This is a genomic window from Paucimonas lemoignei, from assembly GCF_004342585.1.
GTDB lineage: Bacteria > Pseudomonadota > Gammaproteobacteria > Burkholderiales > Burkholderiaceae_D > Paucimonas > Paucimonas lemoignei.
In genome coordinates this window covers 531,282-553,976 of sequence record NZ_SLZQ01000001.1, presented here as the reverse complement: position 1 = coordinate 553,976, position 22,695 = coordinate 531,282, and the positions used below count along the sequence as shown (strand labels likewise).

Annotated in this window: 19 protein-coding genes and 1 pseudogene; 10 read left to right on the top strand and 10 right to left on the bottom strand. The window is 56.4% G+C overall.

The window, feature by feature from the left end; all coding sequences use genetic code 11:
• Positions 1-49: 49 nt before the first annotated feature.
• Positions 50-1,657 carry an L-aspartate oxidase gene (nadB, locus tag EDC30_RS02290; protein ID WP_132256862.1) on the bottom strand — a complete coding sequence of 536 codons (1,608 nt, stop codon included), beginning with the start codon at positions 1,655-1,657 and terminating at the stop codon, positions 50-52.
• Between the two features lie 134 nt (positions 1,658-1,791).
• On the opposite strand from nadB, the gene EDC30_RS02285 reads away from it, so the two are divergent.
• On the top strand, positions 1,792-4,251 hold the full coding sequence (locus tag EDC30_RS02285; protein ID WP_132256860.1) for a penicillin acylase family protein: 2,460 nt from the start codon (positions 1,792-1,794) through the stop codon (positions 4,249-4,251).
• Here the strand turns inward: EDC30_RS02285 and EDC30_RS02280 are convergent.
• Positions 4,248-6,470 (bottom strand): putative bifunctional diguanylate cyclase/phosphodiesterase, encoded by a 2,223-nt coding sequence (locus EDC30_RS02280; protein WP_243656618.1) that lies wholly within the window; start codon positions 6,468-6,470, stop codon positions 4,248-4,250. The genes EDC30_RS02285 and EDC30_RS02280 overlap by 4 nt on opposite strands.
• A 1-nt stretch (position 6,471) precedes the next feature.
• Entirely contained in the window at positions 6,472-7,680 is a 1,209-nt protein-coding gene (gene purT / locus EDC30_RS02275) for a formate-dependent phosphoribosylglycinamide formyltransferase (RefSeq protein ID WP_132256858.1), read from the bottom strand.
• 472 nt (positions 7,681-8,152) lie between these two features.
• Between purT and EDC30_RS02270 the strand changes: the two genes are divergently transcribed.
• Genes EDC30_RS02270 through EDC30_RS02260 form a run of 3 tightly spaced genes read left to right on the top strand, consistent with a single transcriptional unit; the run spans position 8,153 to position 9,990 of the window.
• Positions 8,153-8,593: a PaaI family thioesterase gene (locus EDC30_RS02270; RefSeq protein WP_132256856.1), complete on the top strand. Its 441-nt coding sequence runs from the start codon at positions 8,153-8,155 to the stop codon at positions 8,591-8,593.
• A gap of 14 nt (positions 8,594-8,607) precedes the next feature.
• Positions 8,608-9,516, top strand: a complete 909-nt coding sequence (locus EDC30_RS02265) for an SDR family oxidoreductase (RefSeq protein WP_132256855.1) — start codon at positions 8,608-8,610, stop codon at positions 9,514-9,516.
• 27 nt (positions 9,517-9,543) lie between these two features.
• On the top strand, positions 9,544-9,990 hold the full coding sequence (locus EDC30_RS02260; RefSeq protein ID WP_132256853.1) for a GNAT family N-acetyltransferase: 447 nt from the start codon (positions 9,544-9,546) through the stop codon (positions 9,988-9,990).
• Between the two features lie 44 nt (positions 9,991-10,034).
• On the opposite strand, the pseudogene EDC30_RS02255 reads toward EDC30_RS02260, so the two are convergent.
• The 3 genes and pseudogenes from EDC30_RS02255 to ygfZ form a co-directional block, all read right to left on the bottom strand.
• Positions 10,035-10,756, bottom strand: a pseudogene (locus tag EDC30_RS02255) (NRDE family protein).
• Complete coding sequence (locus EDC30_RS02250; RefSeq protein WP_132256851.1) at positions 10,747-11,034, bottom strand: DUF4936 family protein; 288 nt, start codon at positions 11,032-11,034, stop codon at positions 10,747-10,749. The pseudogene EDC30_RS02255 and the gene EDC30_RS02250 overlap by 10 nt, the downstream one beginning before the upstream one ends.
• Before the next feature lie 43 nt (positions 11,035-11,077).
• A complete protein-coding gene (ygfZ, locus tag EDC30_RS02245) occupies positions 11,078-12,139 on the bottom strand; it encodes a CAF17-like 4Fe-4S cluster assembly/insertion protein YgfZ (protein ID WP_132256850.1) in 1,062 nt (353 codons plus the stop codon).
• A 233-nt stretch (positions 12,140-12,372) separates the two neighbouring features.
• On the opposite strand from ygfZ, the gene mltG reads away from it, so the two are divergent.
• The 6 genes from mltG (at position 12,373) to EDC30_RS02215 (ending at position 16,986) form a co-directional block, all read left to right on the top strand.
• Entirely contained in the window at positions 12,373-13,362 is a 990-nt protein-coding gene (gene mltG / locus EDC30_RS02240; protein ID WP_132256848.1) for an endolytic transglycosylase MltG, read from the top strand.
• Between the two features lie 11 nt (positions 13,363-13,373).
• Complete coding sequence (tmk, locus tag EDC30_RS02235) at positions 13,374-13,982, top strand: dTMP kinase (RefSeq protein WP_132256846.1); 609 nt, start codon at positions 13,374-13,376, stop codon at positions 13,980-13,982.
• Positions 13,983-14,055: 73 nt separating this feature from the next.
• Positions 14,056-15,096: a DNA polymerase III subunit delta' gene (locus EDC30_RS02230; RefSeq protein WP_132256845.1), complete on the top strand. Its 1,041-nt coding sequence runs from the start codon at positions 14,056-14,058 to the stop codon at positions 15,094-15,096.
• A 21-nt stretch (positions 15,097-15,117) separates the two neighbouring features.
• On the top strand, positions 15,118-15,495 hold the full coding sequence (locus EDC30_RS02225; RefSeq protein WP_132256843.1) for a PilZ domain-containing protein: 378 nt from the start codon (positions 15,118-15,120) through the stop codon (positions 15,493-15,495).
• A 35-nt stretch (positions 15,496-15,530) separates the two neighbouring features.
• Entirely contained in the window at positions 15,531-16,325 is a 795-nt protein-coding gene (locus EDC30_RS02220; protein ID WP_132256841.1) for a TatD family hydrolase, read from the top strand.
• On the top strand, positions 16,312-16,986 hold the full coding sequence (locus tag EDC30_RS02215; protein WP_132256840.1) for an ankyrin repeat domain-containing protein: 675 nt from the start codon (positions 16,312-16,314) through the stop codon (positions 16,984-16,986). The genes EDC30_RS02220 and EDC30_RS02215 overlap by 14 nt, the downstream gene beginning before the upstream one ends.
• 9 nt (positions 16,987-16,995) lie before the next feature.
• Here EDC30_RS02215 and EDC30_RS02210 read toward each other — a convergent pair whose 3' ends face one another.
• The 4 genes from EDC30_RS02210 to EDC30_RS02195 all read right to left on the bottom strand — a co-directional run bounded on the left by EDC30_RS02210 (position 16,996) and on the right by EDC30_RS02195 (position 22,689).
• Complete coding sequence (locus tag EDC30_RS02210; protein ID WP_132256838.1) at positions 16,996-17,409, bottom strand: hypothetical protein; 414 nt, start codon at positions 17,407-17,409, stop codon at positions 16,996-16,998.
• 90 nt (positions 17,410-17,499) lie between these two features.
• Positions 17,500-18,435: a hypothetical protein gene (locus EDC30_RS02205; RefSeq protein ID WP_132256836.1), complete on the bottom strand. Its 936-nt coding sequence runs from the start codon at positions 18,433-18,435 to the stop codon at positions 17,500-17,502.
• A 2-nt stretch (positions 18,436-18,437) separates the two neighbouring features.
• A complete protein-coding gene (locus tag EDC30_RS02200; RefSeq protein ID WP_132256834.1) occupies positions 18,438-19,880 on the bottom strand; it encodes a hypothetical protein in 1,443 nt (480 codons plus the stop codon).
• A gap of 31 nt (positions 19,881-19,911) precedes the next feature.
• The gene (locus EDC30_RS02195) at positions 19,912-22,689 is read right to left on the bottom strand and encodes a type VI secretion system Vgr family protein (protein ID WP_132256832.1); all 2,778 of its coding nucleotides are present in this window, start codon (positions 22,687-22,689) and stop codon (positions 19,912-19,914) included.
• Positions 22,690-22,695: the final 6 nt, after the last annotated feature.

Here is a 22,695-nt window from a genome sequence, read left to right as displayed (position 1 = left end):
TGGCATTGCCTCTCCCGGCTTAATTTTTTTCTGTGACTTGAAGCCGGGATCAACGCCGGCGTTTTGGCGTCAGCACGGTCGGCAAGGCTTTCGGCAAGGTATCCGGATAATCGCGGCTGAAGTGCAAGCCTCGGCTTTCGCGGCGGGCGAGTGCGCTCTTGACGATCAGCGATGCGACATCCACGAGATTACGCAGTTCCAGCAGGTCCGGCTTGATGCGGAAGTTCGTGTAATACTCATCGATTTCTTCCTTCAGCATGCGGATGCGGTGCTGGGCACGCTCCATGCGCTTGGTGGTGCGGACGATACCGACATAGTTCCACATCGAGCGGCGCAGCTCATCCCAGTTTTGCGTAATGACGACTTCCTCATCCGCATTGGTCACGCGGCTTTCATCCCAATCGGGCAAGGCGACAGGTGTTGTCGACGGTTGCTGTTCAATATGGGTTGCCGCTGCCCGGCCTAACACTACACATTCGAGAAGCGAATTGCTGGCCAGGCGGTTAGCGCCATGCAATCCCGTGTAGGCGGTTTCGCCGACGGCGTAGAGGCCTTTCACATCGGTGCGGCCTGCCAGATCGGTCACCACGCCGCCACAAGTGAAATGCACAGCCGGCACTACCGGAATCGGCTGGGTCGTGATGTCGATTCCCAACTCCAGGCAACGCGCATAGATCGTCGGGAAATGGTGCATCAGGAATTCCGAGCTCTGATGCGTGATGTCGAGGTCGACATGATCCAGACCGCGCTTTTTCATTTCAAAGTCGATTGCCCGCGCCACGATATCGCGCGGCGCCAGTTCGGCACGCGGGTCGTGATCGGGCATGAAGCGGTAACCAGCCTGCGCGCCGGCTTCCTTCGGCAGCCGCAGGATGCCACCTTCGCCCCGGACCGCTTCGCTGATCAGGAAGGACTTGGCGAATGGATGGTATAGGCAGGTCGGATGGAACTGGATGAATTCCATGTTGGCCACGCGGCAGCCGGCGCGCCAGGCCATGGCGATGCCGTCGCCGGTGGCGGTGTCGGGGTTGGTGGTGTAGAGGTAAACTTTGCCGGCACCGCCTGTTGCCAGCACGGTCTGGTCGGCGGCAATGGTGTGCACCTTGCCAGTCTTCGTATCCTGCACGTAGACGCCAAGACAGGAGCGCGTGCCGCCGGAGTCGAGCTTGATCTTGTCAGAAGTGATCAGATCAATGGCGAAATGATTTTCCAGCAACGTGATGTTCGGATGATTGCGTACCTTTTGTTCCAGCGTCACTTGCACGGCATGGCCAGTGGCGTCGGCGGCATGGATGATGCGGCGCTGGCTGTGGCCGCCTTCACGCGTCAGGTGAAAGCCCAGCTCGGCCTCTTCGTCTCGCGTAAACGGCACGCCCTGTTCGATGAGCCATTCGATGGCGGCACGGCCGTGCTCGACGATGAAGCGGGTGGCCGGTTCGTCGCACAGGCCGGCGCCGGCCACGAGCGTATCGGCTATATGCTGTTCATGGCTATCACCGGAATCGAGCACGGCGGCAATCCCGCCTTGTGCCCAGTTGCTGGCGCCGTCGAGCAGGGACAGCTTGGAAATGACGGCAACCTTGCGGGTTTTTGCCAGATGGAGCGCGACCGACAAGCCTGCCAGTCCGCTGCCGAGAATGGCGACATCGAATTTCATGGAGTATCTTCTGCGGATTAGGTTGCCGTAACTATAGACCTTTTGCCACGAGTATGCAGCGTCATGTCAGCAAATTAGGCTTATGCTAGGCTGTTACATGGATGAAATGCTAATAAATATTCGAGATCATCAGCATGCGCAAAATTTTAATCTGGGTCGCTGTCAGTTTGCTTGTCATCATAGCGGTAGTAGGAGCAGGGGTGCTTTGGTACAGAAGCGCAAGCCAGCCTCAGATCGACGGGCAACTACAGCTATCCGGATTGGCATCGCCGGTGGATATCGTGCGGGACAAGAATGGCATTCCCCACATCTATGCGGCCTCACCGGGCGATGCCTACTTCGCGCTCGGATTCGTGCACGCGCAGGACCGGTTGTGGCAACTTGAAATGCATCGCAGGATTCCTGCCGGGCGCATTGCGGAAATACTTGGTGAAAAAGCCATGCCGACCGACCGCTTCCTGCGTACGCTCGGCGTGCGACGCAATGCGGAACAAATCTATGCCAGGCTGGCGCCGGAAGCGCGCGCCATGCTGCAATCCTATGCTGCCGGCATCAACGCCTATCGCGCCACCAGAAAGGGGCCGTTGCCACCCGAATTCGTCCTGACCGGCACGGCCGACCCGGAAGAGTGGCAGCCGGCGGATTCGATCGCCTGGCAAACCATGATGGCCTGGGATCTCGGCGCCAACTGGACGCAGGAATTATTGCGCATGCGGCTGGCGCAGCGCTTGTCGCTTACGCAAATCAATGAGTTTCTGGCGCCATATCCGGGCGAGAGGCCGTTGGTGACCGCGGATTACACGAATTTTTATCGCAAGCTCGCAGGCGTAACGAATGAACTGGACGCAGTGGCGCAGATCGCGCCGCCATCGTATGTGGACGGCATGGGCTCGAATAACTGGGCACTGGCAGGCAGCCGTACGAGCTCCGGCAAGCCGCTGCTCGCCAATGACCCGCACCTTGGCCTGACGGCGCCTTCGCTATGGTACCTGGCGCATCTGTCCGCCCCCGGCCTGAACGTGATCGGCGCCACCATTCCCGGACTTCCGGTGGTTGTGCTGGGCCGGAACGACCGGATCGCCTGGGGATTTACCAATACCGCGCCGGACGTGCAGGACTTATATATCGAACGCGTTCGCCGGGATAACCCGCGGCAGTACCAGACGCCGCAAGGCTGGAGCGATTTCAAGACGCGTACGGAAACCATCAAGGTCAAAGGGCAAGCCGATGTGCGCCTGGAAGCGCGCGAAACGCGCCATGGCCCGGTCATCAGCGGCGCCTTGCCGGTGCTGGACAAGGCACCACTGGAATCAAAGGAATACGTCATTGCCTTTGCATGGACCGCGCTGCGGCCGGATGACCTGACCCTGCAGGCGGGGCTTTATCTGAACAAGGCGCGCAACTGGCAGGAATTCGTCAATGCGGCGAAAGATTTTGGCGCGCCCCAGCAAAGCATTGCGTATGCCGATGTCGACGGCAATATCGGCTTGCTGGCGCCTGGTCGCGTACCGATTCGCAAGAAGGAAAACGATCTCAAGGGACTGGTGCCGGCGCCCGGTTGGGATAGCCGCTACGATTGGGACGGCTTCATTCCCTTCAGCGGCTTGCCGCGCCAGTACAACCCGGCATCAGGCCAGGTAATGACCGCGAATCAGAAAATCGTCGATGATGGCTATCCGTATTTCATCACGAGCGAATGGTCGCTGCCTTATCGCGCACATCGCATCAACGATCTGCTCGTGGTAAAGCCGAAGCATGACCTGGATAGTTTTGCGGCGATACAGCGCGATGACCTGTCGCCGGCCGTCAACGATCTGCTGCCGATCCTGCTGCAGGTAAAAGTGGACGACAATCGAAGCAGGCAGGCCATGGAGTTGCTGGGGAAATGGGATGGCCACATGGCTGCCGACCGCCCGGAGCCGCTGATCGCCACCGCCTGGCTGCGCGAATTGTCGCGGCAGATCTTCGCCGATGAGGTAGGCGAGGATTTGTTCAAGGAATACTGGGAATACCGGAACATCCAGCAGGCGATGTTGAATGTCTTGCGTAACAAGGATGGACAGAGCCGGTGGTGTCTCAAAATTGCGTCCCCTTCCGCCGCAAGGACGGCGCAACAGGCAAGCGCTGCCGATAGTCAGGCGTGCCAGGCTTTGCTGCCAGTAGCCCTGCGCACGGCATTGGACGAACTGGAGACACGCTACGGCGAGGATATGCGAGAATGGCGCTGGGGCAGGGCGCATGTTGCGGTATCCTCGCATCGCCCCTTCGGCAAGGTCAGTGGCTTGTCAAGGCTGTTCAATATTGAAGTGCCCACGTCCGGCGACACGTTCAGCGTCAATGCGGGACGCAACAGTCCGCGTGACGAAGCTGCACCTTTCGCCAATCACCATGGCGCCGGACTGCGGGCGCTCTATGACCTGGGTGACTTCGAGAATTCACGGTTCATGATTTCGACCGGCCAATCAGGCAACGTATTTTCGCCCCTGTACGCCAACCTGGCGGAGCGTTGGGCCAAAGCTGAATACCTGCCGATGCCGACCGCGCGGGAAAAAGTGGAAGAAGGCCGCCTTGGCAGCTTGCGGCTGGAGCCTTAACAGGCTTCGAAGGTCGCGACAGCTTCGGTCCGCAGCAACTGTTCCGCTTCATCCGCCGATAGCGAGCGCGAAAATGCATAGCCTTGCGCAAGGTGGCATCCCATGCGCAGCAGTTGTGTCGCCTGCTCTTCGGTCTCGACGCCTTCGGCGACCGTTTCGAGTTTCAGCGTATGGGCCAAAGCCAGGATAAGGCGCACGATTTCGGCGTCGCCGGAATTGCTGCACAGTCCATTGATGAAGGCCTTGTCGATTTTGAGAACGTCAAGCGGCAGCTTTTGCAAATAAGCTAAAGATGAGTACCCGGTGCCGAAATCATCGAGAGCCAGGCGGAATCCCATCTGCTTGAGCAGCAACAGCGTCTCCACCGTCTGCAAGGGATTGGCCATGGCCGATGTCTCGGTGAGCTCCAGTTCGATCGATGACGGAGCAGCTCCCGTGCGCTCCAGGATGGCGGCGACATCCTGCAAAAATGATGATTGCAGCAATTGGCGCATGGAGACATTGACGGCGATGGTTGGGGCGACAGTATCCTGAAGCGCCGACCAACTGCGCACCTGGAGGCAAGCCATTTCCAGCACCCATAGTCCGATCGGAACGATCACGCCGGAAGCTTCGGCGATGGGGATGAATTCCTGCGGCGCGATTTCGCCATGCTCCGGGTGATGCCAGCGCAGCAGAAGTTCAAATCCCTTGATCGAGCCATCCTCGAGCGACACCTTCGGTTGATAATGCAGCGACAGTTCGTTTCGTTCCATTGAAAATCGCAAGGCGACGTCGAGCTGCGCGCGCCGTGTATGGAGATGCTGCAGCGCGGCGTCGAAGATTTCGACACGATTGCGGCCACGCTCTTTTGCCTGATACATCGCGGCATCGGCATCACGCAGCAGGGCAGAAGGGGTCTTATGCGTACTGTTGACGAAAGCGATCCCCACGCTGGCCTGAATCTTGACGATGACGTCGTCTACAACAAATTGTTGCGACACGGCCGCCAGCAAGGTTTCGGCTTTAATTTTTGCCTCGGCCAGATCAGCATCCGTCAATACGACAAACTCGTTGCCGCCGAAACGGGCGATGAAATCAGAAGAGGGTAGTTCCGCCACGATTCGGCGCGTCAGTTCAAGCAGGCAGCGGTCACCGAAATCGTGCCCGTGGATATCGTTGAGGCTCTTGAAAAAATCCAGGTTGCAAACCAGAACAGCCAGCCTGGCACCGTTTTCCTGGTGGGCGTCGATTGCGATGCCCAGCCTCTTAAGCACATGGCGGCGGTTCGGCAAGCCGGTCAGTGGGTCGTGCATGGCCTGATGCTCAAGCTTGACTTCATATGCCATGCGTTCGCTGATATCTTCGACACTGAATACCAAGCCTTTGATCGCCGGGTCCTGTAGCAGGTTATAGCCGCGTGCCTCTACCCATACCCAGTTTCCATTCTTGTGGCGAGTGCGATGGCGCGAAAAGATACTGCTGCCGGGATTGTCCCGCAGGTAGCGAAGCTTTTCACGTCGGCCCGTTACATCGTCCGGATGGTTGACATCCTTGATGGTCAGGTTGCGCATTTCGTCTTCCGTGTAGCCGGTAATTTCCTGGATGGCCGGGTTGACGTACATGATCTGGAATCTGGCATCGACGATCATGATGACATGGCGGGTGGCGCGGGCAATGGCATCGAAGCGCCGCTGGTCGAGCTTTGCCTGCTCCAGCGCCTGGGCATTCTGCTTGAGCGTGCGGTCGAGCAGGCGCGCAAGCAGTCCGACGAACAATGTGGCGTAAACATGCGGCAGCCACTCGCTCAGACTCATGTTGAGCTTGCTGCCCAATATCATGCTAAGTAGAACGATCGTGCAGGCGGCAGCAAGGGCTGTGCCCGATTCAAGCGGCAGCATGAAGACGCCAGCTACCGCGATCAGCCAAGGCAGGCCAATGAGCGGAAGGCTGCGGTCGAGCACCAGCAGCGACACGGCAAGCATGACCACGCCCATTTCAAAAAGGTTGAGCCACTGACGAGATGCGATGGCACCCGGACGCAGAAAACGGAAGAGCGACAACAGGGATAGCGGCAGCAACAAGCCCAGCGCAAGTCTGCTGGCGCTGGATAACGCCAGGCTGAGCGAGCCGGTCATCGTCAGATGCGCCAGTAGGATGATGTAAAAGAACAGCGAGGCGACGCGGAATACCTCGCATGTCGTGACGGCGCTAGTTGAACGAAGCAGCGGCAATCTCATGCTAAGCGGATACCGGCTTGACGGTTTGGGCCGCCTGGCGCGCAATCGTGCGCGCGCTTTCGATATCGTCCGCGGTGGCCAGCGCGACACCCATGCGACGGCGGGCGAATGACTGTGGCTTGCCGAACAGACGGATATCGACGCCAGGCAGAGCCAGCGCCGCAGCCACGCCCTCGAAGGCAATTGCCGGTTCTTCCAGTTGGCCATAGATCACCGCGGATGCGGCCGGCGAGGACAGGGTCGTATCGACAGGCAAGCCCAGGATCGCCTTGGCATGCAATTCGAATTCGCTCTGGCGCTGGCTTGCCATGGTCACCATGCCGGTGTCGTGCGGACGGGGACTGACTTCGGAAAACCACACCATGTCGCCCTTGACGAACAGTTCGACGCCGAACACTCCGAGCCCGCCCAGGTTATCGGTGACGGCACGAGCAATGTCGCGCGCGCGTTGCAGCGCCAGCGGCGGCATCGGATGCGGTTGCCAGGACTCGACATAGTCGCCGTGCACCTGCAGATGGCCGATCGGTTCGCAGAATTGCGTGACAAGCGCGCCCTCGCCATCGAGCGCGCGCACGGTCAGTTGGGTGATCTCATAATCGAAATCGACGAACCCCTCGACGATCACGCGCCCCGCGTCGACACGGCTTCCCGAGGCGGCATACTGCCATGCCGTCTCGACATCGGCGGCGCTGTCGAGTTTGGATTGACCCTTGCCGGACGAGGACATGACCGGCTTGACCACGCAGGGAAAACCGATCTCGGCACAGGCAGCCTGCAATTCCTCCAGGCTGCTGGCGAAATGGTAAGGGGATGTCGGAAGTCCCAGTTCTTCCGCGGCGAGCCGACGGATGCCTTCGCGGTTCATGGTCAGCCAGGCGGCACGCGCGGTCGGGATGACGGTGACCTTGCCGGCTTTCTCAAGTTCCATCAGCGCCGGGGTGGCAATCGCCTCGATTTCCGGCACCACCAGGTCCGGCTGTTCGCTTTCGATCAAGGCAGTTAGCGCCGCGCCATCGGTCATGTCGATGATATGCGCACGGTGCGCCACCTGGTGTCCCGGCGCGTTCTCATAACGGTCGACGGCGATGACTTCAACTCCAAGGCGCTGCAGAGAGATGACAACTTCCTTGCCAAGTTCGCCAGCACCGAGCAGCATGACTTTGATTGCGGAATGGGATAAGGGAGTGCCGAGCCGGCGTTGCTTGATCATGAAATGACAGTTTCGAAAAAATTTGCAATATGAACAACTTAACCTTACCAAAACCATATCGGTTTGGACAGGGTAAATTGTATATATTCGTTACCTGAAAGAGTATGTGTCTATTGCAAGCGACGAATGGTTTATAAGTGTCGACGATTGTAACTGCAAGTAAAGTTCTAGAGATGCGTGTAATTTTTCATGGCATTTCCAAGGAAAGAATGCTCGGGACCCAACGAAAAAATTTTGATGAGGCGGTTACAATTCCGGCTTTCTGAGGAGGTTTCCTGCGATGCGGCAGTAAGGTGTGAAAGGTAGGGCAATTCAGGCGTAGCCGTGGATGCGGCAGCATAGTTCAGTAGTTCATGCCTTAGGCAACGCAAGCTGTCGGCACAGGCAAAAATGAGAGGCATAAAGGTTAAAAAATGAAGCAAACTTGGAGTCATACCACGGTCAATGGAACCGCAGCACACCGGGAGTGGAAATGACGGATCCCACTACCAAGGCGACGCCATTTCCGAACACCATTCCGTTTCTTGAAGACCTTGGCGTCGAATTTCTCGGCATGGGCGACGGCGAAGCGCAACTGGCTTTGACGCTCGACCGTCGCCACATGAACGGCTGGCACGTGGCCCATGGCGGGCTCACCATGACCTTGCTGGACGTGGCGATGGCCATGGCAGGCCGCTCGCTGAATCCGGAAATCCAGGCGAGCGTCACGGTGGAGATGAAGACGAGTTTTATGCAAGCCGCCGGCATTCCGGGGGAGCGGCTTATCGCCAAGGGCAAAACGCTGCATCGCTCCACGACGATGTGTTTTTGCGAAGGCGAAGTCTGGAATGGCGACAAGCTCGTCGCCAAGGCAATGGGAACCTTCAAGTTCCTCAAGCGGGCTGACGCCGCCAAAAAGCTGCCGCGCGCCTGAAAGGGATTCGATAGATGAAGGAATTTGCAGGCAGGGTGGCGGTCATCACGGGGGCGGCCGGCGGGTTCGGGCAGGAATTCGCCCGCAAGGCAGCCAGCCTGGGCATGAAAGTGGCAATTGCCGATATCGAAACTTCGGAACTGGACTCTTTGCAGAAAGAGTTGCGCAGCCAAGGTGCAGACGTGCTGGCGCAAACCTGCAATGTCAGCGAAGCTGCGGATGTGCAGGCATTGGCGGATGCCGTCATGGCGCGTTACGGCACGGTGCATTTGCTCTTCAATAATGCAGGCGTCGGCTGCGGCGGTCTGATCTGGGAACATAGCGAAGCTGACTGGGATTGGCTGCTCGGCGTGAATCTGAAGGGCGTGATTCATGGCGTGCGCATTTTCACGCCGCTCATGCTGCAAGCGGCTGCACAAGATGCCGGCTACGAAGGCCATATCGTCAATACCGCGTCGGTTGCCGGCTTGCTGAATGCCTCGAACATGGGTGCTTACAACGTTACCAAGCATGCCGTGGTCTCGCTGTCAGAAACGCTTTATCACGACTTGCGGCTGGTGGACGCACCGATCGGCGCTTCCGTGCTTTGCCCGCACTACGTCCCGACCAAGATCAACAAGTCGGAGCGAAGCCGCCCGCAAGCCTTGCGCAATAGCGCGCAACCGACCGCAAGCCAGGTTGCGGCGCGCCTGCTGACCGACAAGGCGGTTCGCTCGGGAAGATTGTCGGCAGCCGAGGTTGCGCAGATTACCTTCGATGCCGTTCGCGACAGCCGATTCTATATCCATACACATCCGGAAATGCTCGATGCCGTGCAAACCCGTATGGAAGATATTCTGCAGCAGCGCAATCCCCATGACGCGCTGGAAGTCGAACCGCGCGCAAAGGAGTTACTGCAGGCTCGTCTGAAGGCGAATAAGTAGAAGCGAATCTAAAGGAGAGGCTTGTCCATGAACGACAAGGAGCCGTTGAACGCCTGGCGGATCGAACTGGGTGACTGGGATGCGTTGGGCACCAAGGCAAGGATCATTCGCACCGAAGTCTTCCTGAACGAACAGCAGGTGCCTGTCGAGCTGGAGTGGGATGACATGGATGCCGTCTCGCTGCACGCTGTAGCGCTGGACAGTGCCGGCAATGTGCTGGCTACGGGACGCCTGCTGCCGGATGGGCACATTGGCCGCATGGCGGTGCGGCGCGCCGTGCGGGACGTGGGAGTCGGCAGCGCGATACTTTCAGCACTGTTGGATGCGGCGAGAAAACGCGGCCTGCCTGAGGCAAGACTCAATGCACAAACCCATGCCGAAGGATTTTATGCCCGGTTCGGCTTCGAGCGGGAAGGGGACGAATTTCCGGATGCAGGCATACCGCATATCCACATGCGTGCCAGGCTTGCCTGACGCACGCATGTGATGTAATCGGAAGTACGGAAGCGATGGCCGATTTACTTGAGCATACGTTCGCAGAGCATCGGCTCGTCATTGGCCGCCAGCTTGACCACGGTTGACGAACGCGTGCCGTAATTGTCGGATTCGATATACACCGACGAAAGCAGGCGTTCAAGTTCGAGGCTGACGCCGGTTTTCGGGAGGCGGCAATCCGAAGCGCGCGTCGTGTCGGTGAGCATTTCGAAAAACGTTCTTCCGGCGCCGCTTGACACAACAGGCTGGCAAACTGCGCCTTGGTACGCACAACCTTGGGCCAGCAGCAATCGAGGCCGGCATTGGACAGGCCATACACGCCAGGTGCAAGCGGCTTGCCATTCCGTTCGTCGTCAGACCGGTTGGAATACCAGATCAGTTGTTCGCGGTCGCCGATCAGCAGGTTGAAGCCGTTGTATTTGTCGGCATCGGCAGCGATGTTCTCGATGTATTGCGCCGGGGTGAATTCGCCGGCCAGGTAATCTGCCACCAGACGGCCGCGCGTCGGGGCGTCGGTTTTCATCTCGGCTGGAGCGCGCACGTTGGTGATTGCGGCGAATCGGCTGTCGCGCGTAATGCCGATCCATGTGCCGCCACCTTTGAGGTCGCGACCGGCATACACATGCGGATAATCCGGCCACCAGTCGGCCGGCTGGGCAGGACGATCATAAAATTCGTCCCGGTTGCCGGCGGCAATCAAAGGGGTACCGGGAATGACTTGCCAAGCGAATACGATCAGGCACATGTAGTTATATCCATAAAATACTCAGTGTGGCGCTCGCCGTCGATCAGCTCTGCCACTCGTGATTGCGAAACCGTTTGCGTCAGTATCGCATCAAATCCGTCAGGGATGTTGAGGTAGGTTTCCATCCAGGTGTGCCGGCCGTCTTTCGCTTCCGGCCGGCGCTTGAGTGCGGCACTGACTCCGCAGCGGCGCGACAGTTCCGCCTGCAGGCCCATGACTCGCTGGCAAAGCAGCTCGGCATGGGCGCAATCGACGCGGTAATAGACGTACAAATCCATGGCATATCCTGAATGCGGCGATTTTGTGACGTCCTGAACAGGTTCAGGCCGCATCGGGAATAGCGTAAGGCAAAGGCTGAATATTCAGCACCGCTCCCGTGGCTGACGCCAGATGGATCGTGCCTGCCTCCAGCACCGAAGTCTTCAGTTCCACCAGCATCGCAAACTCGGTTGGTGAACTTCTCTCGGCATTGACGACCATGCCGCATGGCTGTTCGGGATCGGTCGGCGTGAAGACTTCCATGCCTGCCTCGACCGTACCGGTCAATGAGGCGGCATCAACGGTTGCCAGGTTCATTCGGCGCTTGAGTTTGCCCAGGTATTGGCTGCGCGCGACGATTTCCTGCCCGGGATAGCAGCCCTTCTTGAAATTGACGCCGCCGATGACTTCAAAATTAATCATTTGCGGCACGAAGCTTTCCTGGGTCGCGGCGACAATCCGTGGCACGCCGGCGAGAATATCCGCAAGGCGCCACAACGACGTGCCAGCAGGACGTAAAGTCCGGGCCAGCTCAGGCCATGCCTGCTGCGCCTGTTCGACCGAGGTGATCCATTGGTAGCGGGGTGCGCCGAATGCGTCGGCGACGCGGACCAGCGTGCCGGCCTCGCTGTCCAGCTTGGCATAAGGCGTAGCCGGGAGTTCGCCAAACCGGCTTGCAAGCGCCGCACCGGCCTTGGCGCCGCCGAGCCCGAGCACTACCAGTTCGTCCGAGCGATCGGCCACCTTGACCTTGGAACGCAGGATGAACATCTGCAGCCGCTTTTGTACGGGTAGCTGAATCGCACGCGGCAATTCAAGCATCACCGCATCATCGGTGCGCCAGGCCAGGAAGCTCGCCAGCATGCGTCCCTTGGGAGAGCAGTATGCGGCCAGTCTCGCTTCTCCGGGGCCCAGATGTTCGATATCGTTTGTCAGCTGGTTATGCAAAAAATGGGCGGCCTCATCGCCGGTAAAAGCGATGAGCCCAAGATCGGTGAGCGGCGCAACGAAGCCGTCGGCGGCCGATTCCGACCAGACGAGCGGATCAGGGCCGATCGCTTCATGAGCGGCCTCCGCTGCAAACCTAAAACCTTGTTCCGTCAGAAATTGCTGCCAGGGATGCATAGATTCATGAACCAGTCAGGATAAAATTGCGCCCGCTTACTGCTTGCATGCGCGCCAATACGATTATCATTAATACCTTTCCGCATTCGCTCGGCGATAATTGGAAAAGGCTGCGGTTAATTATAGATGCGTAGCAGAATTTTCGTTGGAGACGCCAGAACGGGCAAAGCCATCGGCTGAAATACTCCAGGCAAAAAGGGGAATAAGTGGCACGTAAAAAGCAGCGAACGAGCATGGGTTTCTTTAAAAAGCTCCTGATACTGGGCGTCGTTCTCATTCTGCTGGCAAGCGCCGGAATGGCATATTGGGCCCGCACGGCGATCCTTCTGGCGAATCAGCCTATCAAGGAATTTGCCATCGAGCCGGGAAGCGGGGTGAATAGTTCGGCTAAGCAAATTGCCGATGCCGGTGTGTCGATCAATCCCGATTTGTTCATTATCCTGGCGCGCCTATCGGGCAAGGGTGGAAAAATCAAGGCCGGCCATTACGAGCTGAAACCGGGCACCACGCCGCTCAGGTTGCTTGAGCAACTGGTGCGCGGCGAGTTTGCACAGGAATCCGTGGCCATCATCGAAGGCTGGACATTCCGTCAAATGCGCCAGGCAATCGCCGAACACGCGGGATTGAAACATGACACCGTAGCGATGAGCGAACAGGAATTGCTTGCCAAAGTCGCGCCGGGATACAAGTATGCCGAAGGCCTGTTCTTCCCAGATACCTACCGCTTTGCCAAGGGCGCCAGCGAGCTTCAGGTGTATAAACAGGCTCATGCCCAGCTCCTGCGGCGGTTAAACAGGGCCTGGGCCGCGCGCGACCCTTCGCTTCCTTATAAATCGCCCTATGAAGCCCTGATCATGGCGTCGATCATCGAAAAGGAAACCGGCACGGAAGCCGATCGCGGCATGATTGCTGCCGTATTCGTCAATCGCCTCAAGCGCGGCATGCTGTTGCAGACCGATCCCACGGTAATCTACGGTATCGGCGAAAAATTCGACGGCAATATCCGCAAGCGAGATCTTCTAACCGACACGCCGTACAATACTTATGTGCATGCCGGTCTGCCGCCGACGCCGATCGCCTTGCCCGGCGCAGCAGCCCTGGCAGCCGCCTTCAACCCGGCCCGCACGGACGCGCTTTACTTCGTTTCCCGGGGCGACGGCAGCAGTCATTTTTCCACTAACCTCGACGATCACAATCGCGCAGTCAGAAAATATCAGCGATAACGGAAATAAAATTGAACAAGGGTAAATTCATTACATTCGAAGGCATCGATGGTGCTGGCAAATCTACCCATATAGCTTTCGTTAGCGAACTGCTTCGCGCACGCGATATCGATGTGGTCATGACCCGCGAACCGGGCGGCACAACCCTTGGCGAAAAGCTGCGTGAAATCCTGCTGCATGAACGCATGCATCTCGAAACCGAAGCCTTGCTCATGTTCGCAGCCCGACGAGAACATATCGCCCAAATTATCGAGCCGGCCCTGGCGGCGGGAAAATGGGTCATTTCGGACAGGTTTACCGACGCATCGTTTGCCTACCAGGGCGGCGGGCGCAAGCTGCCGATCGAAAAGCTCGAAGCGCTGGAAGCCTGGGTGCATCCGCATTTGCAGCCTGACCTGACCTTGCTGTTCGATGTCCCGCTGGAGGTTGCGCGGGCTCGCCTGGATGCTGCCCGAGAACCGGATAAATTTGAACAGGAAAAAGCGGAGTTTTTTGCGGCGACCAGGGCAGCCTACCTGGGCAGGGCACGGCAATTTCCTGAACGTTTTCGCATCATTGACTCGACCAAGAGCATCCCGGATATTCAGAATCAACTTAAAGAATTGCTTGTAAGTATCTGAATTTAAATGAATCAAAGAAACGATTTAAATTAAAGTAAATTCTTTGATTTTTAATTTAAGCATTTGAATATTAATGAGTATTGATATATTCCCCTGGCAAGAGGCTGCATGGCAGCGTCTGCAGCAGTTACGCGAACGCATGCCGCATGCCATTCTTATTCATGGCCCTGCCGGGATCGGTAAAACCTTGTTTGCCGAGCGTTTTGCCCAAGCTTTGTTGTGCGAATCTCCCGATGTGGCGGGGCACGCATGCGGCGAATGCGCATCGTGCGGCTGGTTTGCCCAATATAACCATCCCGACTATCGCCGGGTCAGGCCCGAGGCGCTGGATGAAGCAGAAGGCTCGGCGACGGAAGGCGAGGACGACGATGGGGAAACCAAAAAGGGCAGCAAATCGACCCGGGCTCCTTCCAAGGATATCCGCATCGACCAGATTCGCGCGTTGGCCGATTTCATGAATGTCTCGACGCACAGGCAGGGTAAGCGCGTGGTGCTGCTTTATCCCGCTGAAGCCTTGAACGGCGCCGCCGCGAACGCCTTGCTGAAAACCCTGGAAGAGCCTCCGCCCGATACGGTGTTCATCCTGATTTCCAATAGCCTGGACCGTCTGCTGCCTACTATCCTGTCTCGCTGCCGTAAATTTGGGCTGGCGCTGCCGCCAATCGAGGAGGCGCTAAGTTGGCTGAAAGCCCAAGGTGTCGCTGATGCCGATATCTGGCTGGCCGAACAGGGCGGAGCACCACTTGCCGCTTTGGAAATGTCCCAGTCCGAAAGCCGAGAAATCATGGATGAATTTCTGCGCCATCTGGCCAAGCCAGGAGTGGACGACGCATTGAAAACAGCTGACCGCCTGCAAAAGACCGCACCTTCGCAACAGGTGGAATGGTTGCAACGCTGGCTTTACGACTTGTTTTCTGTCAAGCTTGCGGGGAAAATCCGGTATTATCCGCGCTATCGGAAAGAGCTTGTCGCGCTGAGCGGGCGGGTAGAGGTGCCGTCTTTGCTGCAAGCGCTAAGGGTAATCAAGGAGCGTCGTGCCATTGCCGAGCATCCCTTGTCGCCCAAGCTGTTCATCGAAGACATGTTGCTCGATTACGCGAAACTGTATTCCTGATACAACAAGAAAAGGATCATCATGGCTGAGACACCTGCCGCCAGCTCCGCTGCCTCGCTTGCCAGGCCGTCGGTATTGTCGCTGGGTATCAAAGAAAAATCGGCGCTTTATGCCGCTTACATGCCATTCCTAGTAAATGGCGGCATTTTTGTGCCGACCAATAAAAACTACAAGCTGGGCGATGAAATCTATTTGATCCTGACCTTGATGGATGATCCTAATAAATACCCGGTGGCCGGCAAGGTCGCCTGGGTGACGCCTTCCGGTGCCAACAATAATCGGGCACAGGGCATCGGCGTGCATTTCCCTGCTGATGAAACCGGCACGAGGGTGCGCCAGCGGATCGAGGAACTGCTTGGTGCCGCGCTTGGTTCATCACGGGCAACTCACACCTTGTAATCCTGTCAGTCTGTCATGGGCGTACAATAACGCCCATGTACATCGATTCCCATTGCCACATCAATTTTCCCGAGCTGGCCGAGCGCTTGCCGGAAATCTTCGCCACCATGGCGAAAAACGAGGTCAAGGCCGCGCTGTGCGTATCGGTTGACCTGCCGGATTTTCCCCAAGTACTCCAGCTGGCCGAGCAATATCCGCATGTCTATGCCTCGGTAGGCGTGCATCCGGATTACGCCGATACGCCGGAGCCCAGTGTCGACGAACTCATCCGGCTTGCTGATCACCCCAAAATCGTCGCCATCGGCGAAACAGGGCTGGACTATTACCGCCAGGAGGGGCCGCTCGATGAACTCGAATGGCAGCGCGAACGCTTTCGCACCCACATTCGCGCTTCCCGCGCGACCGGCAAGCCATTGATCATTCACACCCGTTCCGCATCGGAAGACACCATTCGCATCATGCGGGAAGAGGGTGCCGGTCCTGAGGCAGGCGGCGTCGGCGGCGTCATGCACTGTTTTACCGAATCGCTTGAAGTCGCCAAGGCGGCGATGGAGATGGGGTTTTACATTTCATTTTCCGGCATCGTCACCTTCAAGAGCGCCAAGGAACTGCAGGCGGTGGCGCAAGCGGTGCCCTTGGAGAGAATGCTGATCGAGACGGATTCGCCTTACCTTGCGCCGGTGCCGTATCGCGGAAAAATGAATCAGCCGGGATGGGTGAAGCATGTCGCCGAATTCCTGGCGCAACTCAAGGGCGTGCCGCTTGAAGAGGTGGCGCGCCAGACTACCGACAATTTCTACAGGCTCTTCAATATTCATGAAAAACATTAATTCATCCTTGATGCGTGGCTTGCGTGTGTTGGTGGTGGCGGCTTGCTGCCTGCCTGCGATTTCTGTCGCGGGAGCGTTCGATGATTTTTTTACGGCGGTAAAAACGGACGATGCCTCGGAACTGAATGCATTGTTGAAACGCGGACTTGACCCCAACCTCGTCGATGAAGCGCGCGGGGAGAATGGCTTGATCATCGCCGTGCGTGAGGGGGCGATGAAAGCTTTCAACGTGCTGGTCAATGCTCCCGATATCAAGCTGAATGCCACGGCAAGAAACGGCGATACTGCCCTGATGGTTGCCGCGTTCAAGGGTAACCGCAGCGCCGTCGAAACCCTGCTGGACAGAGGCGCGGCAGTCAACCGGTCTGGATGGACCGCGTTGCATTATGCCGCTGCGAGCGGCAGCAACGATATCGCGCAACTGTTGATAAAAAAGGGGGCGGACGTCAATGCCCGTTCTCCGAACAAGACCACACCCCTCATGATGGCTGCCGGCGAAGGTCACATCATGACAGTCAAGCTGCTGCTGGATAACGGCGCGGATCTGTCAAGCAGGAATGAGAGCGGCATGGACGCGCTCGATTTCGCCCTGCATAAAGGGCATAAGGATATCGCCGAGGGACTGACCTATCGGCTGAAGCGGGCAGGCAAACTGCAATAACTAGCCGTATTATCCGATGCGGTCGCCCCAGACATCGTAGTGATGAACCATGACATTGGTTGCGAAATACGCTTGTAGCGCAGCCAGTTCCAGAGCGACCTCTGCAGGAAATCCCTGCCGGTCGCCGCGCTCATCGATCATGAGCTGATTCAGGTATTTTTCGCAAGCGATCGGATGTGGCCATAAGGATGCCAGCTTATTGGCGATGCGGGCGTATTGGATGACGAGCTGACGCGGACGTACTTCCGGCGGTAGTTGCTGAACCCATGGCGTCAGCAGTTTGATATCCGGCTTTTCCTGTTTCAGAGGGAAACGATGGGTTCCCCAGTTTTTTTCCAGCGATTTGGACGGAGAAGGTTCCTGCCAAGTGCTGTTCTGTACTTCTTCAACTGAAGTTTTCTCGAATGGGATGCCGTCTTTCATGGGTGCTCCGCTGCTTCTAATTGGCAACATTTATACCATTTTGTTGCAAGCGGTGCGATAGTAAATAAATTGCAATGATGTTAATTTGAGTTAATTTTGGTTGCTGTCCCATTGCCATATTGTGGTGCCATACTCCGAATCAGTATTCGGCATGATGTCACCCTCCTTGAAATAGCGGCGGGAATTCATTTGTGCTGGCGTGAACCAGTAGCCGGTTTGTGGACAAGGCTTGCCAGCATCGACGCGCAGACGTTGTGGCGCAACAAGCGAAGGTGCGGCGGACATGTCGCTTTCGTCAGCTACGCGTTCGATTAGTGTCCATGTGGCGGGTACATAACCTTTGGTTCCATCTGCACGCTTAACCATCGCTTCATTTGCTTCGCCTAGCAAATCATCATCCGACTTAATCATCAATGTCGGAAAACCGTGATCGACATCGGGAAGATAAAAACCGGTTTGCGGTGTACGGTCGCCGCTCTTTACCTTCACCTGTGGATTGAGGCGATATGTCGGCCAGGATGAAGGTGGGTTGAGTGGTTCATTTAAAACTTCGTCGTAATTAGTAGTGAGTGCACCTGGTCCCCAAGTACCGCTAGAAGTAATATCAATAGGTTTGGCGTAACGTTTTGCTTCAAATAGCAATTCATAGTATTTTTCTTCTGCTCCCGGCTCGACCTCGTGCATCCAGCCTGACCAGAATTCGCTCTGTCCGCGGATGCCGTTGTTTACCCCACATGAACGACCAAGCGCTTCATAATCACCATGCGACAGTTTGATGTAGGCATCATCAAGTATTTGCATCGTTTCCCTGAAATTTGGCAGAACTCTCTCTCCCCAGACAATATCAGGCTGTTCAGGCAAAGGGCGGTTACGGTAATCCGGAGGCAAATTTTGTACAAAGCGGGCTAATAAATCCTCTGTATAGTTCAGCATGTCACGCCATGCATCGCACATCTTGCCGAAGCGTTCCAGTGAGATGTAACGTTCAAGTAGATAAATTTCTTGCGGTATTAGTGGGGTTGCCATAGTTATTTTTTCTCGCGCCAATTATTAACTAAGGTTGGCACACCAACCAAATCTGTTTTTTCGCCAAACTCGTCGTCAGTGTAGCCCCAGTTCGTAGATTGACGCCTTCCCATGTGCTCTTTTTTTAATAGTGTGGGATCAAGCACGATTTGGACAGCGCCGCCTTCCAATTTGTAGAGTTTGTTAAGTTCATGTTCTTGCGTTCCAACTACACCTTCCCATACCTGCAAGCCTTTGCCTGGTGGCACGGTGTAGGTAACATACTCGCCGTTGGCATTCCAATTAGTCCAGACCGCAAATTTTCTGCGCCAGTCATCCTTGCTCTTGAGTTTGTCGAACTCGGCCTTCCGCATCCAGCATATGCTGTTGTCCGATGAGCCAGGGTCAAGGATGCGATATAAGGTCTCTCCAGGCGGAATCGTGACAGGTTCGATCTTTCCTTCTTCAAACGTGTTGTATTTGCCTTTGGTCGGAGACGTGGCAGTATCCCTTAAATCCGGCCACCCGGCTTTAATGGGTACATTTTCAGCAGCTGGATGCGCCACTTTAGGTGTCTTATCCACCCACTTCGGTTTGGCTTTTTCAAATTGTACAATTTCTGATTCCAGGGATGGCTTGGCGAATGTATGAGCAGTCGTTGTCCTAGTCGTCGCCCTATAATTATTCTTGGCTTCCACGTCCAGTCGCTTGGCAAGATTATCCAGCCAATCTTGGACCGGCTTGACCACTTCTCCCAATTTGGCGTTGGCCTGATTGCGCACATTCATTACCAACTCAAGCAAGTTGCCTGCCTTGGTGGCCATGGCAGCGCTACCCCATTTTTTAACCAGATCTAGCAGCTTTTTGAGGGCGGCAATGCCTTCATCCATGGCTTTGATCAGCGTAGCCGTATTGATCGTCGCGGACAATTCGCGCATCATGCGAGCCAGTTCCCGGTAAGGATTGTCCCACTTCAAGGCAGTCAAGGCTTTGCGCACTTCAGGCCGGGCCAGAAACTGGTTGAGTTTGCGGATGCTGGATTCCACCCAGGGCTTGCTGATCTGCCAAAAGTTATCGATAGTAGATGCGCCTGCCTTGAATGCCGCCTTGCGGCCATAGGCAAATAGAATTTTGAAGCATCCCTTGGCGAGCGAACCAAGCGTCGGAAACAGGCCGATCAGGGTTAGAACCAGTGCTATCCACGCCCACTTATTGCTCGTGTCTTCGTTTATTTTTCTACAGTTGGCAACGATATCCCGTATATCGCAAATCTGATCGACGAAGGGGATCATTGAAATGACTGTGCTTGTAATGGTTTGTGCTGTCGTCGCCTCATCGTTGAAGTCGCCTTGCAGAACGCCCCAAATCCATTCAGCGACTGCGCTTAAATCGCGTTTGGCACTATCTATCCACCGTGCAGGCGCGGCCTTGAACCACGCCAGTGCGTTCTCAAATTGATCTTGCATGGGAAGTTATTATTCTTGGAGAATTTTTCATTCAGCTAAACTTGCTTTGGGCTTTTTCGACCATTTTCTGGAGGGAGTCCCATGGCGCATCCGGCTTGCCAGTCCGTTTTTCATATTCCACTGTGGCCGAAGATTCGGGGACATTGTCATGATGGGCATGACCACTTTCGTCCAGCTTGCCGCTGATGACTTCGCCGCTATCAAACTTGATCTTGTAACCAATGCCCGCCATTGGTTCGCCTTCTGCATCTCGATAATTAATGGCGATCCAATTTTTAAGCTTGATGGCGGAATCGGGAAGAAACGGCATGGAAACACTTCCACTGGCCGGCCCTTTGAAGTCATGCGACGCCCCCTTGACCGACACGCTCGACGGGCAATGAATCTCAATATCCCCGCCCTTGAGCCGAATATACCCGCCGCCGGAATTCAGCAGAATCTCGTCCTTGGCTTGTACCTTGATGCTGCCGTTGCTTGATGTGACTGTCATGGCTTGATCGGCCAGCACGTCCATCGGTCCCGTATGCGCCTGGAATGACACCGGGCTGTTGCCCGCAATGACTTTGGCGCCGCCAGCGTGGGTAAAAAAGGAAGTGGCCTTAGCCGTCACCATCGACACGCTTTGTCCCGCAGTAATCCGCATAGCTGTATGCATGGTCTGGCACATGTCCTGACCAGCGAATACAAGGCTCGATGCTGGCGTGGCTATATTGATGCCGGCTGCACTATCAAAGAGACCAATCGGTGTCGTAAATGCGGTTGACTCTGTGCTATCGATGTTGTCCTTGCTCTGCAAGGTTTCGGTTAATTTATTCAAGCCTTCTGGTGTGGTAAGTGGCGAGGCTTGGTGCTGTACTGACGCATCCGACAAGGCTTGTGCCAATTCTTCCGCAGCCTTTAGCTTGCCTTGGGCTTCTTCACTGTCGAGCTGCGTGGATACGGCCTGATTCCGCTGCGTAGTGGTCACGAACAAGCCACGTTTAGCACGAAGAACGCTCCAGGCGTCCGTTGTCAGCTCAAATCCATTGCCGCGATAACTACCGCGCACATTGCCGTTCTGGCGAATCAGGTAACCAATGTTTAACTGACTGGCGTGATAGGAAGAGTGCAGCCCTTGCCTCAACTGAGAAGGCGTGTCGTCCATCACCCACTGGTTGTAACCGCCACCGGCATATTCTTTCGATTTAAACCCGGCTAGTGCACCCGGATGGTTGTCTGCGCCATGAAAGGGCGGCATGTCGCTACCGTTATAAACCTGTCCTGTGACTACAGGACGGTCGATGTCGCCGGCGATAAAATCGACCTGTATTTCCTGGCCGATGCGTGGAATGAAGTTGCCGCCCCAATTGGCACCAGCGGCTGCCTCGGCGACACGCACCCAGGTTCCCGCGGTTTCGTTGCCGGGAGCATTGGAAGTGGCAGGATGCAAATCCTGGCCTGGGACTGTCTGTTCTCCGCGCTGCCAGGGAAACTGGATTTTGACGCGATGGTCGCGTTCAGTGGTAATTTCCTCGCCAGCCACGCCGACCACCAGTGCGACTTGCGCACCAGGAGCCTTTGGCTTTGGTTTCCAGTAACTCGGGCGAATGGGCAGCGTCCGTGGGACGCAGCTAAACCGGTTACGGTAGGTTCCAGGTTCTGCACCATTAACTTCGCCGATGCCTGGAACGCCTGGGAATACATTATTCGCGCCACTGTGTTCAATGGTTAGTACGGCAAATTCTGCTACCTCGCCTATGGTTTCATGGTCGGGACCAGTCAAGGTGAACCAGGAGCCCACAGCGAGGCCTCGCACCGAACCTTCGCCATAGCAGGCTTGCTGGGCAGAGCGAAGCGATTCGGCGCGGGCACGGGCGATGCGGTTGCTTTCGGCTTCATCCGTATAGCGATAGGCTCCTGCGCTTTCATAAACTTCTAGTGATGGCAGACTTTCCGGGCCATCGGAATTGGGTTCTTCTGCGCTCGTGGTCGACAGTTTCTTGTAGTCCCAGCTTGCCAGGGCGACGGCATTGGCCTGAACTTGATGACGCAGGCCGAAAGCGGTAACGGTATCGGCAGTTTCAGTGGCAGCAGTACGGTTGAATCGCACGGCAGCTTGTGTGCAGGCCGGCAGGTAGGTATTGTCATCAAAGACGACGAACTTGTGGCGGGCTTGACCTGCCTTGCTTTGCTCTTCGGCCTCGCTCTGAGCGCCTGTTGTCTCTCCAGCATGCGCGAAATAGAAGTTCATTCCTTCTTCAGCCAGCAGCCGAGCGATGAAGTCATAGTCGCTTTCACGATACTGCATCGTTATTGAACGCTGAGGAAGCGAGGCGTTAACATCGAAGCGATAGCTGGCGTATGAATAATCGCCTAGCACTTCTTCAATGATTTCCAGTACAGTCTTGTTCTGAAAAATATAGTTATCGCGCCGCTGTGTGAGGCGTTGCATCCAAGGGACGAGCGTCAACCTGTATCGTGTCAGAGCGCCATCGCTACCCAATTGCAGGGATGATGAAACGAAGCCATGGAAAACGCGCGTGCTGCCATCGGCACAGGCCAGGCGCAAGGTGACTTCCTGATCGGTTAATGCCTTCAATTCGAAGTCCGCTGACGTAGAAACACAATCCACCTCGAAGCAGAATAACTCCGACATGCCTTCCCGTCCGGTGAAACGCTCGACCACCAGCGCGCCAGGTCGCAACGGCGTTTCGATAGTGAGAAGACGGGCATGTTGCGACAAGCTGTTTAGAAAAGCTTGTCGCCCTGCGCCAGCCAGGCCGATTGAGCCCGATGGTAAAGAACTTGGAAATCCGGAATCGTCTGGCATGGTTTA